Source organism: Bartonella sp. AP65SXKL (assembly GCF_042195725.1).
GTDB lineage: Bacteria > Pseudomonadota > Alphaproteobacteria > Rhizobiales > Rhizobiaceae > Bartonella.
In genome coordinates this window covers 154,799-173,337 of the sequence record NZ_JBHIOW010000002.1, presented here as the reverse complement: position 1 = coordinate 173,337, position 18,539 = coordinate 154,799, and the positions used below count along the sequence as shown (strand labels likewise).

Below are 18,539 nucleotides of genomic sequence, written 5' to 3'. Positions count from 1 at the left end.
GGTTTTAAAATGAAGTTTACATTGTCCTGGTTAAAAGATCACTTAGAAACAAATGCATCTTTGAATGAAATTTGTGAAAAATTAACCGCTATAGGTCTTGAGGTTGATTACGTTGATGATCGGTCTTCTTTAAAAGGTTTTGTGATTGCAAAAGTTTTAACAGCAATAAAGCATCCTGATGCAGATAAACTTCAAATTTTATCAGTCGATACAGGGACTTCCACACCTGTTCAAGTTGTCTGTGGAGCACCAAATGCACGCGCAGGTCTTGTTGGTGTTCTGGCACTACCAGGCACTTATATTCCAGGACTTGATGTAACATTATCTGTAGGAAAAATCCGAGGTGTTGAAAGTTTTGGGATGATGTGTTCACAAGCGGAGCTTGAATTATCAAATGAGCATGATGGGATTATTGAACTTCCAGAAGATGCACCTATTGGAGGTTCATTTGCAGCTTATGCTGGTTTAGATGATCCGGTTATTGATATTGGTTTGACCCCTAATCGTTCCGATTGCACAGGTGTTCGTGGTATTGCACGTGATCTTGCTGCCGCTGGAATGGGAAAATTAAAAGAATTATCCTTGTCAAAATTTGATCCTTCCTTTGAAACACCTCTCGATGTTTCATTAGATTTTTCGCAAGATTCATCATTATGTTTAGGTTTTGCTTGGCGTGAAGTGCGCAATGTTCAAAATGGTGCATCACCACAGTGGATGCAACAGCGTTTGAATGCAATTGGTCTGAGACCGATTAATGCGCTTGTTGATATGACCAATTACATCAGTTTTGACCTTGGTCGTCCGCTCCATGTTTTTGATGCAGATAAAATTAAAGGTAATTTGTGTGTACGTTGCGCGCGTGAAGGAGAGCAGCTTCAAGCACTGAACGGAAAAATCTATCATCTGGGCCCTAAGAATTGTGTCATTGCAGATGACGAGGGGGTTGTTTCGATTGCCGGTATCATGGGCGGTGAAAGAACGAGTTGTGATGAAACAACACATCGCATTATTATTGAATCGGCGCTTTGGGATGCGCGAAGCATTGCACAAACAGGAAGAGCATTAGGTCTTATTAGTGATGCACGTTATCGATTTGAACGAGGTGTTGACCCGGCTTTTATAGAAACAGGACTTGAGATTGCAACAGAATTGGTCTTACGTCTTTGTGGTGGTGAAGTATCTAAAAAGAAGATCGTTGGCTATCAGCAACAAGAAATCAAACAGATCGCTTTTCCTTTTTCTGAAATTAAACGTTTAACAAATTTGGAAATAGAACCTGAAAAAGTCATCTCTATTTTAACAAAACTTGGATTTTTTGTTGAAGGAAAAGGAGAAGTCGTTACGGTAAAAGTACCATCATGGCGCCCTGATATTATGGGTAAAGCCGATTTGGTGGAAGAGGTTATGAGAATTTATGGGTTAGATGAAATTAAACCTATTCCTTTGGAAAACTTTGCAGAAGGAAAAGATCAAATTTTAACATGCGCACAAATTCGTTCACGTGCTACACGTTTGGCTCTAGTGCAACGTGGTATGAAAGAAGCGGTGACATGGTCTTTTATTTCTGAAAATCAAGCTCTTGCTTTTGGAGGAGGTCAAGAAGAGCTTAAATTAGTTAATCCTATTGCTGCTGATATGTCAATGATGCGTCCTTCCCTTTTACCTGGCTTGATTATGGCGGCACAAAGAAATGCTGATCGTGGTTTTTCCGATCTTGCTTTGTTTGAAGTTTCAAGTATTTATGAGGGCGACACCCCTGATAAACAACACCGTGTTGTTAGTGGAATTCGTCGCGGAACAGAGCAATTTAAAGGGGCTGGGCGTTTTTGGAATGGAAATGCAACCGTCGTTGATGTTTTTGATGCCAAAGCAGATGCTTTAGCTATTTTAGAAGCATGCGATATGGATGTTGGGAAAGTGCAGATTGAAGTTGGAGCACCGGATTGGTATCATCCTGGTCGTTCAGGTGTCATAAAACTTGGATCAAAGATTATTCTTGGTTTTTTTGGTGTTTTTCATCCTGCTACATTAGAAAAGTTAGATGTCAGTGGCCCTTTATGCGGCTTTGAAATTTTTCTAGATCGAATTCCAGAATCAAAGAAAAAAACGACCAAAAGCCGTCCTCCTTTGAAACTCTCACCTTTTCAAATGGTGCGGCGTGATTTTGCCTTTATAGCGGATAAAACTGTTGCCTCTTCTCTTATTATTCGGGCGGCAAGTGGAGCCGATAAAAAACTTATTCATTCAGTGCAGGTTTTTGATATTTTTGAAGATTTAAGCTTTGGTGAAGATAAAAAATCTGTTGCAATTGAAGTAACTATTCAGCCCATAGAACGGACTTTAACAGATGAAGATTTAGAAAAGCTTGCCTCAAAGATCGTGGATAATGTTACCAAAATGACAGGTGCATATTTACGCTACTGAGTATTCTCATTTTTTATGAGATATTTTACATGAAGTGGGAGCTTGTTTGAGTACTCCCTTTTTGTTTAGCACTCAAGAGCTATAGAACTTCTTGAAAGGGGACCTCCTTACCAAAACAAGCTGCTTAAATCATCAATTTTTTCAATATGAAAAAACTGTTTTTAAACATCTTGAAAAGTTATTTTTTCTCTTAATCCTTCATTGCAAATGTAAAAGATAACTGCTATTGCTAAATGATAATGCAAATTATTTGCAATAAAAAGAAGGCATATAAAGGAAAGAGAGAATCAATGAACGTAAGAACGTTTTTCACCATAGTTTTTGGAAGTGTTATTTTTTTTACACCCAATTTTGCTTTGTGTGCTGGTAAATTTAAAGCTGTTACGACATTCACTATCATTGCTGATATGGCACGCAATGTAGCAGGTGATGCCGCTGATGTTGAATCCATTACAAAACCAGGTGCGGAAATTCATGAATACCAACCCACCCCACGCGATCTTATGCGTGCTCAGGGAGCTAACCTTGTATTGTGGAATGGTTTAGAGTTAGAGCTTTGGTTTGAAAAGTTTTTTCAAAATATCAAGGATGTTCCAAGTGTTGTTGTTTCAAAAGGTATTGTACCCATTAAAATTGGTGAGGGCCCCTTTAGCGGTAAACCCAATCCTCATGCGTGGATGTCACCGACCTCTGCTTTGATTTACGTTGATAATATTCGCGATGCTTTTGTAAAATATGATCCTGAACATGCTGAAATTTATAAACAGAATGCTGAAATTTATAAACAGAAAATTCGTGCAACGATTGATCCAATTAGGGCTGAATTAGAAGCTGTACCGCAAGATAAACGTTGGCTTGTGACCAGTGAGGGGGCTTTTAGCTATTTGGCGCGTGATTTTGATCTAAAAGAACTTTATTTATGGCCCATCAATGCTGACCAACAAGGAACACCACAGCAGGTCAAGCATGTTATTGATATGGTTCGCAAATACAATATTCATGCAGTTTTTTCTGAAAGCACTATTTCCCCTGCGCCTGCTAAGCAGGTTGCCAGAGAAACAGGAGCTAAATACGGTGGTGTTCTTTATGTTGATTCTTTAAGTGAGAAAAATGGTGAGGTACCCACTTATATTGATTTATTACGTGTCACGAGTGGGCGTATTAGCAATGCTTTAGTAGAGGGAGTAAAAAACCAATGACGGAATATGGAATTTTTGCCCAAGGAGTAACGGTAACATATCGTAATGGACATACAGCTTTACGCGAAGTGAATTTTGAAAGTCCAAAGGGTTCTATTACGGCATTGGTTGGTGTTAATGGATCCGGTAAGTCAACGTTATTTAAAGCGATTATGGGGTTTGTACGCCCCTCAAAGGGAAAAATTCGCATGTTTGATTTGCCCGTTGATGTAGCTTTGAAAAAAAATCTTATTGCTTATGTTCCTCAAAGTGAAGATGTTGATTGGAATTTTCCTGTCTTGGTTGAAGATGTTGTATTGATGGGGCGGTACGGTCATATGAATTTCTTTCGCTATGCCCGTACACAAGATTATGAAGCCGTTCGTATTGCCTTAGAACGTGTTGATATGCTGGCTTTTGCCAAGCGCCAAATTGGAGAACTTTCTGGTGGACAGAAAAAGCGTGTTTTTCTAGCGCGCGCTCTTGCACAGAAAGCAAAAGCTATTTTATTAGATGAGCCGTTTACAGGGGTTGACGTTACAACAGAAGATAAAATCATTGCTTTGCTACAAGATCTTCGTAAAGAAGGAGCAGTGATCTTGGTTTCAACTCACAATTTGGGTTCTGTTCGCGAATTTTGTGATCATACAGTTTTAATAAAAGGTACTGTTTTAGCTTCTGGGTTAACAGAAAAAATCTTTACAAAGGAAAATCTGGAGAAAACTTTTGGAGGGTCTTTGCATCACCATATTTTTGATCTTCAAACCACAAAAAAAAATGATGTTTTCATGGGAAGAAAGCAGTCTGCAGTTTGTGAAGATATTGAAAGAGTGGAGCACGTTGCATGATTTCTTGGTTGCTTGAGCCACTGAGCTATCAATATATGGTGAATGCAATGTGGGTTTCTGGGTTAGTTGGGTGTGTTTGTGCCTTTCTTTCAGCTTTTTTGATGTTAAAAGGTTGGTCATTGATTGGTGATGCACTTTCCCATTCGATTGTTCCTGGTGTAGCAGGAGCTTACCTTTTAGGGTTACCTTTTTCACTCGGCGCTTTTTTTTCTGGTGGTCTTGCAGCAGCAGCAATGCTCTTTTTTAACCATCGGACAAAGCTTAAAGAAGATACCATTATTGGGCTCATTTTTTCTTCCTTTTTTGCCTTTGGGTTGTTTCTCAAATCATTAAAACCAATGGCCGTTAATATTGATACGATTGTTTTGGGAAATATTTTAGCAGTGAGTTCAACAGATATTCTACAATTGGCTTTTATCGGCTTTGTTTCGTTGCTTATATTGCTTTTGAAATGGAAAGATCTTCTTGTTTCGTTATTTGATGAAACGCATGCGCATGCCATTGGATTAAACGTAAAATTTTTAAAGATTCTCTTTTTCACATTGCTTGCCGCTTGTACCGTTGCTGCGATGCAAACCGTTGGAGCGTTCTTAGTCATTTGTCTTGTTGTGACACCTGGGGCAACGGCCTATCTTTTAAGTGATCGTTTCGTAAACATCTTGGTTATTGCAGTTGTAATTGGAACCTTCACAAGTGTCTTGGGTGTTTATGTGAGTTATTTTTTGAATGCACAAACGGGGGGGGTTGTAGTGCTTTTTCAAGCATCTTTATTTGTTTTGGCTTTTATTTTTGCTCCTAAACATGGGTTTATTGCTGCGCGCTTACGCATAAATGCGGCAAAAAAGGGTGTAATATTATCATGATCGATCAATTACTGCTTCCGTTTCAGTTTTCTTTTATGCTTAAGGGTATGCTTATTGTCATGATTCTTTCTATTCCCATGGCGATGCTTTCCTGTTTTCTTATTTTGAAAGGATGGGCGCTGTTAGGCGATGCCATTTCTCATGCAGTTTTTCCAGGTGTTGTTGTTGGTTATATGACAACACCATGGGTAATCGCATTTTTAACTTCTTTGCCATTTGCTTGGTTTCAGCATATGCGTCCAGAGAATATTACAATGACTTTGATTACTTGCGGTGCTTTTGTTGCAGGAATGGTGTGTGCACTATTAACGGGTTTTTTAGGGAGCAATAGCCGTATCAAACAGGACACGGTGATGGGTGTGGTCTTTTCTTCAATGTTTGGTTTGGGGCTTGTTTTAGCCACGTCTATTTATAGTAGCTTAGATTTGAATCATATTCTATTTGGTAATCTCTTGGGTGTTAACTGGCTTGATATAACGCAGACGGCAATCATTTCCGCTGTTGTCACTTTTATTTTAGCAGCAAAATGGCGCGACTTTATGCTGTATATTTTTGACACAGTTCAAGGACATGCAATGGGGTTACCAATATCTCTACTCCACTATACCCTGTTAACGATGATTTCTCTTACAATTGTTGCAGCTTTGAAAGCTGTAGGGATCGTACTCGTTATTTCTTTACTGATAGCACCAGGAGCAATTGCCTATCTTGTCACAAAGCGGTTTTCTTTTATGTTAATGATCGCGATACTTGTTGCAGCTTTTTCTGGTTTTTTAGGGATTTATCTCAGCTTATTTATCGGCTCTGATTCTGCTTCCACAATTGTGTTGATCTTGACGTTGATTTTTATGGCTATTTTCATGATGATTTTCTTTCGTCGAAACACAGTTCAAGAGACTTGAAAGTGTTAAAATTCATGCATATCAGCCATGCATTTTTATATATTGTTTCTCATTTTTATTTTAATTAGAGTTTGGGGTGCTAGGTTATTTTTCCTCCTAATATCTAGCAGGTGAATGCAGTAAATTTTCTCCCCCCCAACACTGCATTCTTAATTAAGAGGCTGCATTGATTTCTTCTGCAGCCTTTTTATTTTTTTGTTTTTCTAAAATCTCTCCTCTTTTCTTGAAATCATTTAAAATGATTATAATATTGTGTAAGCTATTCGGTATTTTCAAGGAACTTATAACAGCAAAGACACTTACGCATGAAGGGGTAGAGCGTAATTGTGCACTCAGACATGTAAACAGAAAAAAACAGATACAATGTTTTTGTATAGGGTTTTGCGTAGAGGAAAATAGTACGAGAAAATGAAAAAAGATTTGAAGATATCGCACCCTTTACGTATCTGCTATTATATAGCAGGGTGGGCGATGGTTATATTAGGTATTATCGGTGTCGTATTACCTATTATGCCAACTGTGCCTTTTTTATTGGTTGCCTCATGGTGTTTTACGCGTTCTTCTCCACGTTTTCATCAATGGTTGAATAATCATCGTATTTTTGGTCCCCCTATTAAGCGATGGGAAGAAAAAAAAGCAATCTCTCCATTCGTTAAAGTTTTTGCAATGATGAGTATGACAGGAGGATTTTTATCCTTTTTTGTAATGCTACACCCTCCTTTGTGGATTTCTTTACTTGTTGCGGTTATATTATTGCTGATTGCCATTTATATTGTAACACGTCCATCTTCCTAATGATAAAAAAGGCTTTATGGGATACTCTTTTTAGCTTCAACTTATTTGTAAAAACTATGAGAACTTTTAAGTTTTGAATATAAGCTCTCCATTTCCAAAATGCATATGAAATAGCAAGCTTTTTGAACGCAATTAATTAATAATATGTTTGTGAAATAATTTTTATGAACACTCAAAATGTTCTCACTTGGTAAACAATGATAAATCACATTCATGGAAGAGAGTCATTATTTTTGTAAAGCATGTTTGTATGAATCTCTACATATACATCATTAAAAAGTCATTGATATGATAGTCATTTCTTTCTAAAAGACATTTCGTTTGTTTTCATATCTCTTAATGAGGATATAATACAAAGCTTACTAAACACCATCATTTTTATACTTATACAGTTAAGAAGCCGGTCTATTATATCAATCTTTAATGTTACATCTGTTATTAACTTAAGAATAATTCATAAGAAACAACAGAGTTTTTCAAATGGTTTTATATATACACGCATTCTTATTATAATATGCGAATAAATAATTTCTCTGTCTTTGTATAAAGCTTATTCGAAATAAAAATATTATTGCATTCTCTGTTTTTAATAAAGTCATGCCCCTCACGTAAAACAAAAGGTCTCCCAAATCATGTTATTTACACATTTATTTTAATGAAACATCTCCCAACACTTTACTCATTTCATAATAGCAGACCATACATGGATAAAGTAAAATCTCATTGTAACGTGTATAAAATCTATTTGAGCACCATCATCCTTGCCTTTCAAAATGCACACCAATAGTCACCATGCTATTTGTCATCCTCCAATGTTGCCTTAGTAATTCCTAATGCTACAATTATAGCTTGTCATCTGGTTTTGTATATTTTGACACTAGATTTTGTACCAATTTATTTTTTCAAAGAGTTTAAAGATGTTCTCAAAGGGTTTTGAAAGCCTTTTCTCATTTTTACTTATGGAAACGCACTTTTTTCTGATTTTCGGTAATTTTTGCAATTTTAGGTGTCAAAATCTATTTTGATAAAACGCGCATTGAATGGTCAAAATTGTACATAAAAACAACAAATTACCACGTATTCCTACTTAATCCAACCTCTTCCCACTTAGTATAAAACCTACTGTCAAACTACAACAATAACCCTTAGAACTTGAAAACCTTCATACATGCAAGGAGATGAGTGTGCTTGATTTAACAGGGTTAAAATGAGAAAATCTCCTTGGCTAAACTTCCTTGGCCCGTTAAGTATTTTTTTAATGCGTCGTAAATATTTTTAAGTCTTATCTATCGCGCCTTATGTAAGTGAAGCGTATGCGTGGTAGGCCAAGTAGAATCTGCTCAAAAACAGCCGAACTGTTTACAGACCAGCAAAGGTTAAGAATCCTCGTCCTTAGGGTAGGACAAAAATCAATCTTATAAACAATATGATGGATCAATATACTTGTTTTAAAGAACCGGAAACTATGTCTTTATAGGTCTAGCAATTCGTTTTTTATTACCAAAAAAATTGAGATAACGTTGTACTTCTTTTGAATCACCGATCGTTTTTTCAGGATTATCTGAAAGTTTTACGGCTGGTCGACCATTGGCATAGGTCACCTTACAAACAAGGGAAAGAGCATCAAGAGTTTCGATTTCCTGAGGTGCACAGCCTGTAAAATCATTGGTAAGATCCGTGCCCCATCCAAAACTCATGCGCACTTTACCATGGAAATGATGATAGGTTTTTTCAATTGTATTGACATCAAGAGCATCAGAAAAAATTAAAAGTTTTTTGCGTGGATCTTTTCCTTTTTCTTTCCACCATTGAATAATACGTTCACCACCTTCAATAGGAGGCGCACTATCGGGTCTGAAACCCGTCCAATCAGCGACCCAATCTGGTGCATTGCGTAAAAATTCTTCTGTACCAAAGGTATCAGGTAATACAATGAGAAGATTTCCACCATAATAACGATTCCAATCTTGCAAGACTTGATACGGAGCTCTGCGTAATTCATCATCATTGTTGCTGAGAGCCGCAATAACCATAGGCAATTCGTGTGCATTGGTTCCAAGAGCTTCTAAATCCGTATCCATGGCAAGAAGAACATTAGAAGTTCCAGTAAAAGAATGACCAATGCCTTCTTTTAATGCTTCCACACACCAGCGCTGCCATAAAAAAGAATGGCGACGCCTTGTCCCAAAGTCAGATATTTTAATATCAGGCAATTTTTTGAGACGTTCAACTTTACTCCACATTTTTGCTTTAGCACGCGCATAAAGTACATCAAGAGCAAAACGATCTAGTTTTTTGAGAGCAGCACGTGAACGTAATTCACTAATAATAGCAAGAGCAGGAATTTCCCACATGGAACTATGGGCCCAGGGTCCATGAAAATGAAGGATATATTGGCCATCTTTGCGGGTGAGTTCATATTCTGGAAGTTGAAAATTCTCAAGCCACTGAAGAAAATCCGGTTCAAAAATTTGTTTGCGTCCATAAAATGTATTACCAGCAAGCCAAATCATTTCTTTTTTTGTAAAGCGCAAACTAAGAGCATGATCAAGTTGGGCACGCAATTCACTCTCATCAATATCGTCGGCAAGACGTATTGTTTTAGAGCGATTTATGAGGGAAAAAGTAACATTAACATTAGGATATAACCCCCAAATCATCTGCACCATTAGAAGCTTATAAAAATCCGTATCAAGAAGTGACCGAATAATGGGATCAAGTTTCCAAGTGTGATTGTAAACACGTCTAGCAATATCCGGATGATTCATAACCTTTTTCTTTCATTTTCATAAAATCTAAAATATTATGCACCAACACGGCTAATATAGGCGGTGCAATATAACAACTCTACAGTTTTGGACAAGAATAAAAAGTCTGCTCTCTTTTTTCATCTTTAATCTTTAAGATTTGACAATACGTATAATTTCATGCTGACCTGTTTTTTGTAACTTTATCCCTATATGAACTTCGGTATATTCTTTGCTATTAATATAGAGCATATTTTTAGGTCCCCATTTTACTTTAATGCAATAAACGGCATCATAAAACTTCATTGTTGCTTCATATTTTGGCCAAATAGAGGGTAAATGTGGCTGCAAAAACAATAGGTCTCCCTGACGCTGTATTCCAAGAATAGCTTGTGTTGCGGCGCGATAAAACCAACCGGCTGAACCTGTATACCAAGTCCAACCGCCTTGACCACATCGTGGTTCAACAGCATAAATATCTGCGACCATTACATAAGGTTCAACACGATAAATTTCAGGATCTTGTCCATGGGTAATTGGGTTTATCATAGAAAATAAAGCATAAGCTTTATCGTTTTGTTCCATTTCAGCCAACGCAAAAATACTCCAAATGGCACCATGCGTATATTGACCACCATTTTCTCGAATTCCTGGAGGATAACCTTTTATATAACCAGGCTCGAGCGTACTTTTATCAAAAGGCGGCCAAAAAAGGCGAATGAGTCCGCCTTTTTTATCATAGAGATGTTCCAACATTGATGTCATTGCTTGTTTTTGACGTTCAGGCGATGCCATTTGAGAAATGATAGCCCAAGATTGAGCAATGGTATCAATTTGACATTCATCATTGATTTTAGAGCCAAGAGGTGTTCCATCATCAAAATAACCACGTCGATACCAAGCACCATCCCAACCATTTTTCTCTAGGCATTTTGTTAAATGTTCAAGGTACGTACTCCATATTTGCATATGGCTATTGTCACCACGTTTTTTGGCTAAAGAGATAAATGCTTGTAATGTGTACCCAAGAAACCATCCTAACCAAATGCTTTCGCCTTTTCCTTCCACACCGACCAAATTCATGCCATCATTCCAATCCCCACCTAAAATAAGAGGGAGACCATGTGGTCCGCAGCGTTTAATGGCAAGGTCTAAAGCTAAAACACAATGTTCATAAACTGTTGCAACCTTTGGGGATTGGGTGGGTTGAAAATAAGCATCCTGTTGCCCACTTTTGAGAACATCACCTTCAATAAAAGGAATGAGCGTATCAAGAAAAGCGTCATCACCAGTGGTAGTGACATAAAGAGCTGTTGCATATGCAAGCCAAACGATATCATCAGAAATGTATGTACGAACACCAGCATTTGTGTCAGGCAACCACCAATGTTGCACATCACCTTCAAGAAATTGGTGCGCTGCTGCATTTAACAATTGTTCACGTGCTAATTGTGGTTCCAGCAATAACAAAGACAAGCTATCTTGTAACTGGTCACGAAAACCAAATGCACCACTCGCTTGGTAAAAGCCTGCGCGTGCCATGATGCGGCATGCGTAGATTTGATAAGGAAGCCAATGGTTGACCATAAGATTAAAAGAAGCATCAGGTGTTTTGACTTGGAAAGGAGAAACAAAATCACTCCATTGCTGTTTTTGTTTTGTGAGCTGAATTTCAAAATCACTTGCACGTACTTGATTGAGTAATTTTTCAGCTTCTTGCCTATTTTCAGCACTGCCAAGATAGAAGATGATTTCTTTTGTTTGCCCTGGTTGAAGATCAATATCATAGGCGAATGCTGAACAAGGATCACATCCTGCTTCAATGGTATTTGAAAGAGCAGCGGCTTTACGGATCGCATTTGGACGTGTTACGGTTCCCGTTGCACCAATAAATTCAGCGCGATTGGTCGTCGTGCTGGTTGGCATTTCGGATGCTGATAAAAATGTAACTTGTTGAGATTTCTCGATGTGATAGGGATTTTGAATAAAATGTGCACCCCATCTGGTCTCATAAGAGGAAACAATAAAGGGGGCATATTTTGTACGGACATTTCCCAAAACCCATTCAACATAATTATAAAGGCGTAAACTGCGTGGTTTTTTCCCTTCATTCGTAAGGATAAGACGTGAAAAGCGAATAGGTTTTTCGGGATCAAGTGTATGAGTCAGTTCTAATGCGATTTCTGAATGTGTTGATTTAAAAGTTGAGAATCCAAACCCATGACACGCCTCATAGACAATATTTTCGTCACATTCAACAGTAGAAACGGGTGAGAAACGTTTTAAAGACTGGCGATCAACCAGATAAAGAGCTTCTCCTGGTCGGTTAGACGTTGGATCATTCGCCCAAGGAGTTAGTTGATAATCTCGGCTATTGTTAGCCCAAGTAAAAATTGCACCTTCAGCAGAGACATGAAAACCAAATCTGTGATTAGCAATGACATTAATCCACGGATGCGGTGTAGTGGTACGTCCATGAAGACGTATTACATAATGATTGTGCTGATTAAAACCACCGTAACCATTCCAATACCTTAGATCTTCTCCATTTGGGAGAAAAGAGGATGGTTTTTGTTGGCTAATAAGACCAATGGAAGAAAAAAGATTTTGTTCAGTTTGTGTTGTAAATTGCTGTCCTTCGTTATATCTTGGCAAGTCTAATTGATCATAAGGTTCTTGATAATTTTTACGAACTGTGAGATTAAAATCATTCTCATCAAGTCGTTTAAGTTGTTCAGATAAAGAGCCATTTTGGGCATCAAGAACGATACGCGCTGATGCAAGAAGCGTTTTAAAACTCTGTTCACTCATTTGATCGCGTCGAAGCATGAAAATATGTTGGCGTTCATCTGCTTTTTGCGTGTGGTGATAATAAGATTCACAGACCCACTCAAGAGCGCGTTGTGTACTTTGTATATAAGAAAATGTTTGTTCATTAAGAATGACCAAATCAACAATGAGTCCACGCATACGCCAATATTCATGTGCTTTAAGGAGCTCGCGCAGTACAGTTATATTTCCCTCGTTATTTAATCTAAGAAGACAGAGTGGATTGTCTCCTGAGATAGACATGGGCCAAAGATTAGACTGTTTTCCTAGCGTTTTTGCTAATATTTCAGAAGGAAGACGCCACGTTCTTTCTGGATAAATAAGCGGTGTTGCATATTTTTGATAGACAATAGCTTCTTTAAGCTGGGTTCCGCTCTGATACAGTGCGACTTGTGAGCGCGTCCATGCCATTGAAAGTTCTTTTTGAAACATATCAGGTTGTCGATAATGTTTAATATGATTATTTAGCGCTTCTTTTGTATGAGCAGCAAAAGTCCAAAAAATAAGTTCTGCTTTTTCATGGGCTGAAATTTTTATACGGCATCGCAATGACATAACAGGGTCAAGAACACAACCTTGACTGTTACTGAAACGAGCATTTTGGTCAAATGCAGCGGGTCGATGAATGGATCGCCCCCGACCAATAAACAGAGAGCGATCTGTTTCAGCTTCTGTCTCTTGGAGAATATCTGTTGTACTAGAAACAAAATGGGTAACATAGATTTCAGGATCACTAGGCGAGCGTTTGCGCCTTTTGGCAAAAATTGTTTTACCTTCTTCAGTAATTTCTGTCTCTATAAACATACGGGAAAAAACAGGATGAACTTGGTCTGTATCCATCGTGGCAAGCGCTAATTCACCATAAGAAGTCACTTCAATGAGTCGGTCTTTATTTGTCGTATTCATCAGTTGAATACGTCTCCCTTCGCCACATCCTTCAGATGTAATAAGACATTCAAGTGTTGATTTAATACCATCAACCATTTTTGTATATTCAGCCTTTTCATCTGTAAAAATGCTGACAGCTTCTTCTTCAATAACACGTGTTGGCTCACCAGTAACAGACCACCACCGTCCACTATGCGTATCACGTAAGAAGAATAAAGTACCTTGTTGATCTTCTGTTGCATCAGGAATAAAGCGCGTAATCGCATAATCGTGCCAACGGCTGTAACCAGAACCGTTCGCTGTTAACATGGTAGAATAAAAGCCATTAGACAAAAGTAAAGTTGCTCGTGGTTTGAGTAACGGGTTTGTAATAATGCGCAAAGGGGCTGCGTCAAATGCTTGAGACTTATTGCGCATACGATTAACAGCTTTGGTATGAATAATAGGAATGAGATGAGGCGCTCTTTCCTGTAAGAGCAATTGTGTTGCTTCAATAACGGGATCACGGTGAAAACGATCACGCATTCGCCCTTGAAAAATAACATTGTTAAGAGCAAGGATAGACATGCCATGATGGTGCGCATAATAATTGCGTATAATGGCGTATTTTTCCCCTGTTTTCACGCGTGTTGGAGTAAAATCAACAGAGTCATAATAACCATATGTTCCTAAAGCTCCAAGATCACGGAGTCGTTTTAAATTAGCGACAGCGCAAGCAGGAGCATATTGTGCCGCTAGAAGGCTGGCATAGGGAGCAATGACAGCATTGCGTGAAAGACCACGTTGGAGTCCGAGGTTTGGAATACCAAAATGAGCGTATTGGTAATTCATTAAATGATCGCGAGCATTAAATGCGGCTTCTGAAATACCCCATGGCAATTCCCGTTTATGGGCATATTGTATTTGACAACGAATAATCAATCGATTTGTTTGATCTAGGAGAGATCCTAAAGGTTCATGCATTACGAGAGATGGCATAAGATATTCGAACATTGATCCAGACCATGATAGGAGTGCACCTTTCCCACCTATGGGTACGAGAAGTCGACCAAGACGAAACCAATGTTTAAGTTTTATATCTCCTTTTGCGATGGCAAAAAAGCTTGCAAGACGTGCTTCTGAAGCAAGCAGGTCATAACAATTTTCATCGAGTTTGTTTTCTTGAACACGATATCCAATGGATAAGAGATGCCGTTTAGGCTGTTCTAAAAAGTCAAATTTCATATCAAAGGCTATTTGCCTTGCCATTATAGCCAGCCTGTTTAGTTTTTTACGTAATTTTTCAGTATCACAATGAGCAGTCGCATCATTATGATGAGCGTTACAGGTGTCGATAAGGCATTTAGCCCAAGAAAGCGCACGAGCAGATTCTATCGTTTGAATTTTGTGGTCAAGTTCACCGACTAAGTGCACAATATCATGGGCTGCAAGTGAAAGATCTATGATGTGAGAAGGAATCGTATTTTCTTGTTCTATAAAAGTGAAGATAGAATCATGAAAACGAGTGATGTTTTCTTCGATTTTTTGGCGTAAAGAGCGTAAACTGGGTTGATGATCTGGAATTTCTCTGACAGTTTCTTCAAGAATAGCAAGAACATCCGATAAGCCTTCTCGATCACTTTGAAAAAAAACATGAGGTTTTTCAGCCCATTCACTTAAGGCAGAAGAGAGTGTTACCAAATGACCGGCAAGATTTCCTGAATCAACGGTTGATACATAAGTAGGCAAAAGAGGCCTGAGTGTATCCGTTTCATACCAATTATAGAGATGACCGCGGAACTTTTCCATTTTTGCAAGAGAGCGTAATGTACATTCAATACGGGTAATGGTCTCTTCAAAACCAATCCAACCAAAATCACGTGCAGCAATAATAGAAAGGAGATAAACCCCAATATTCGTAGGCGATGTACGTTGAGCAACAAGAGGTTCAGGATCTTCTTGAAAATTATCGGGAGGCAAATAGTTGTTTTGTGCATTGACAAAGGTTGCATAATAAAGCCATGTCCGCCGTGCAATAGAACGGAGTTTTTTTTCATCTTTTGAAGAAAGATAAAGGCTATCTTGAAAGGTTGAAGGTTGACTCACAATCCAAGCAATGAAGGGTGAAAAAAACCATGCTATCCCAAAAGGCAAAGCAACCAAGCTTGCAAAACTATCAGAAAAAAGAGGGAGTGCTATAGTAAGAATACCAATAAGCGATGCTGGTGCCATTGTAAAAACATAGAAACGCAAACTATTGGGTATTGATTTTGTTGCGGCAGAAGTTTTCCATTCAAGAAGATGCTGTTTTGAAATCGTCATACGATAGAGTGTACGAATAATCGCATCGGTCATAAAATACGCCGAATAAGCAAGGAACGTCGTTTTAAGAAATATATCAGCGCTTGTAAGAGCAATTTTGTTCCAAATTAATTGAAAATGTCCACGCAAAGAATGATCTATATTGGATGAGACAAGCGTTTTTAATACACATAGAATGGGTGAAATGAAGGAGCTAAACAACAAGAATAGTTGCCAGACGATTGCACTCTTTAAAGACAAAAAAGCCCATCCTGCAAATGCTGCGATTAACCACATAAGTGGAGTGAGAGAACGACGTAAATTATCCTGCATTTTCCAACGCGTCACGGAACTTATTTGACGGTGGGGAAAAAGATAAGGCAAAAGCTGCCAATCACCGCGGACCCAACGATGATAACGCATAACATCAATATTATAAGCAGTTGGATAGTCTTCAATGACTTCTATGCTACTTACCAGAGCAGTACGAGCATAACCTCCCTCTAAGAGATCATGGCTAAGAATAGTATTTTCTTTAATTTTGCCATCAAGCGCTTGTTCAAATGCATCAATATTATAAAGACCTTTACCGATAAAGGTGCCTTCTCCTAAAAGATCTTGATAAGTATCAGAAACAGCAAAAACATAAGGATCAATGCCACGGTTTATAGAAAAAACCCGTTGGAGAATTGATGTTTTTTTTCCTGTTGTAAGAGAAGGAATAATGCGTGGTTGTAAAATGCTATAGCCCTTTACAACCTTTCCACTTTGTGGATCAAAAACGGGATAATTGAGTGGATGGTTAAGCTTTCCAACAAGTTTCGCGACGCTCTCTGGAGTAAGACGTGTATCACAATCCAGCGTCATAACAAAACGGCAATCCATGGGAAGATGTGGATTGGGAGGATAAAAGCTTGTATTTTTATCGCCTCTTAAGAGCCGATTAAGTTCATGAAGTTTTCCTCGCTTTCGTTCCCATCCCATCCAACATTTTTCGCTTGTATTATAAAGGCGTCGGCGATGTAAAAGGAAGAAAAGCGGAAGTTCATCACGATGATAACGACTATTGAGTTTATCAATACTCTTTTGCGCATAGTGCAATAAATCAAGATCATCTTGCGTTTCTCTCAATGGAGCATCCACCCAATCTGTAATGAGTGCAAAATGAATGGCACCTTTAGGATTGGAAAGATAGTGCACTTCAAGATTGCGCACTTGTTCATCAATGTCAGCGCGTGATGTCATCAAAGTAGGTACAACAACCATTGTCCGTGCATGTTTTGGAATACCTTCTTTATATTCATAACCAATGAGTTGTTTTGATGGGACAAACCACGAAACAACAGTGTTAAATAAAGCAAAAGCAGCATCGATAGCAGGAAAAAGCGCCAATCCAGTAAAGCAAAAAGACATCCATTGTGTCATGCCAGATAGCTGTAAAAGGGCGTAAATTACCAGCAAAAGAGCAAGCGTCAGAAGAGAGACAGGAACGGCGATGACTCTCAATTTTGAGCAACAGGAAGCGCGTGTCCATTTTATGAGAAAGGGCGGAATATACCCACAAGCCTTTTCAAATATGCCACGACCATCATCAACAAGGTACCACCCCACACAAGAATGATGAGGCATATCTTTAGAAGTGGAATTTGCCATTTCTACAACTTTATGTGCAACTTCCAGTTCACTAAGAGGCGAAAAGCGAGAAACTTTTTCAATGACTTGTCGATAAATATTGCGTGAGTGAGCATCAATTTCAGAAAAATCACTATTTTTACGCAAAATAGAATCGACACAACTCACTGTTTCAAACCATGCTGTCCAATCAACATCATCTATAGCTTTAAGAGAACAGATAATATTTCCCATGGTCACACCATCTGCTGCTTGTCGGGTATGTTCATCAGCTGTTGCAATCTCTAAGCTACTGCCTTGGCTTTTCAATTGCTTTTCAAGCCAAGTTAATGCTACGGTTGAATCGACAGATGCACTGCGCAGGCGATAGAATAAATGTGCTGAAAAAGTTGGATCAACAGTAAATGGTTTATACTGCGTAAAAAGAGAGTGTAGATTTGTTTTATTTTCTACAAGAGAAATTTTATCAGCTACTTGACTAGCAAGATGGCGCATATGTCGCGCTTTTTCGATACGTACTGAAAGACGACGGACATTTTCAATGAGCAGCATTTGCATAACTGAAGGAAGAGCCCACAATTCACCAATTGTGAGCGCACAAATTTCTTGAAATCCGTTGGTCATAGCAGTGAGTGTTTCTTGTGAAAAGCTGCTATCGGTATGCGCAATATAAAGCCAAGTTAAAGCAAAAATTCGTGGTATTCCGGCTTTGTGTGTAGAAAGAGGAAGTTGCTTTATGAAGGACTTGGGTAGATTACGACGTAGCTTTTGTATGGTTTTATCAATGGTGTAATGATTATCAATGAGCCATTGAGCAGATGGTGCGATGGTTTCATCATTTCGGGCAGCAAAATCACTGGTATGAAAGGCATGAAGAATAAGTTTAGCATTTTCATTCAATCTCTTGCGAAAATCTCCTACTCCTTCATATTCAGGGAGTAAAATTTCTTTACCAGAAGCTATATCACGCCCTAAGTTATAAAGATCTTCCTGTACCTTATAAATTGCACGAAGAGGAAAATCCGTATTAATAAAATGATCTTTTTTCTCTTTTTGAGAAAAAAAGCACTTTATGAAAGGTATTATGCACGTCATAGTGTCCCATTGTTATTCAATTACATTGTTTTTTATTTAAATTTTAAGCATTTTATCT

Annotated in this window: 8 protein-coding genes; 6 read left to right on the top strand and 2 right to left on the bottom strand. The window is 38.3% G+C overall.

The features are described from left to right. Positions 1-9 precede the first annotated feature (9 nt). From pheT to ACFIMP_RS02065, 6 genes are all read left to right on the top strand, one after another. Positions 10-2,424, top strand: a complete 2,415-nt coding sequence (gene pheT, locus ACFIMP_RS02090; RefSeq protein WP_375685943.1) for a phenylalanine--tRNA ligase subunit beta — start codon at positions 10-12, stop codon at positions 2,422-2,424. Between the two features lie 290 nt (positions 2,425-2,714). Then, positions 2,715-3,623: a metal ABC transporter substrate-binding protein gene (locus ACFIMP_RS02085; protein ID WP_375611408.1), complete on the top strand. Its 909-nt coding sequence runs from the start codon at positions 2,715-2,717 to the stop codon at positions 3,621-3,623. Next, positions 3,620-4,450, top strand: coding sequence for a manganese/iron ABC transporter ATP-binding protein (locus tag ACFIMP_RS02080; RefSeq protein ID WP_375685942.1), 831 nt, complete (start codon positions 3,620-3,622; stop codon positions 4,448-4,450). The genes ACFIMP_RS02085 and ACFIMP_RS02080 overlap by 4 nt, the downstream gene beginning before the upstream one ends. Next, entirely contained in the window at positions 4,447-5,313 is an 867-nt protein-coding gene (locus ACFIMP_RS02075) for a metal ABC transporter permease (protein ID WP_375611406.1), read from the top strand. The genes ACFIMP_RS02080 and ACFIMP_RS02075 overlap by 4 nt, the downstream gene beginning before the upstream one ends. Next, the gene (locus tag ACFIMP_RS02070) at positions 5,310-6,215 is read left to right on the top strand and encodes a metal ABC transporter permease (RefSeq protein ID WP_375685941.1); all 906 of its coding nucleotides are present in this window, start codon (positions 5,310-5,312) and stop codon (positions 6,213-6,215) included. Before ACFIMP_RS02075 ends, ACFIMP_RS02070 begins: the two co-directional genes overlap by 4 nt. 408 nt (positions 6,216-6,623) lie before the next feature. Continuing rightward, positions 6,624-7,010 (top strand): YbaN family protein, encoded by a 387-nt coding sequence (locus ACFIMP_RS02065; RefSeq protein ID WP_375611405.1) that lies wholly within the window; start codon positions 6,624-6,626, stop codon positions 7,008-7,010. Between the two features lie 1,463 nt (positions 7,011-8,473). Here ACFIMP_RS02065 and pncB read toward each other — a convergent pair. Both pncB and ACFIMP_RS02055 read right to left on the bottom strand, forming a co-directional pair. Then, on the bottom strand, positions 8,474-9,778 hold the full coding sequence (pncB, locus tag ACFIMP_RS02060; protein ID WP_375611404.1) for a nicotinate phosphoribosyltransferase: 1,305 nt from the start codon (positions 9,776-9,778) through the stop codon (positions 8,474-8,476). 132 nt (positions 9,779-9,910) lie between these two features. Further along, on the bottom strand, positions 9,911-18,481 hold the full coding sequence (locus ACFIMP_RS02055; protein ID WP_375685940.1) for a glycoside hydrolase family 94 protein: 8,571 nt from the start codon (positions 18,479-18,481) through the stop codon (positions 9,911-9,913). Positions 18,482-18,539: the final 58 nt, after the last annotated feature.

Coding starts and splice junctions, on each gene's coding strand:
- ACFIMP_RS02055 (WP_375685940.1), bottom strand. CDS start 18,481: ATGACGTGCATAATACCTTTCATAAAGTGCTTTTTTTCTCAAAAAGAG.
- pheT (WP_375685943.1), top strand. CDS start 10: ATGAAGTTTACATTGTCCTGGTTAAAAGATCACTTAGAAACAAATGCA.
- pncB (WP_375611404.1), bottom strand. CDS start 9,778: ATGAATCATCCGGATATTGCTAGACGTGTTTACAATCACACTTGGAAA.
- ACFIMP_RS02085 (WP_375611408.1), top strand. CDS start 2,715: ATGAACGTAAGAACGTTTTTCACCATAGTTTTTGGAAGTGTTATTTTT.
- ACFIMP_RS02065 (WP_375611405.1), top strand. CDS start 6,624: ATGAAAAAAGATTTGAAGATATCGCACCCTTTACGTATCTGCTATTAT.
- ACFIMP_RS02075 (WP_375611406.1), top strand. CDS start 4,447: ATGATTTCTTGGTTGCTTGAGCCACTGAGCTATCAATATATGGTGAAT.
- ACFIMP_RS02070 (WP_375685941.1), top strand. CDS start 5,310: ATGATCGATCAATTACTGCTTCCGTTTCAGTTTTCTTTTATGCTTAAG.
- ACFIMP_RS02080 (WP_375685942.1), top strand. CDS start 3,620: ATGACGGAATATGGAATTTTTGCCCAAGGAGTAACGGTAACATATCGT.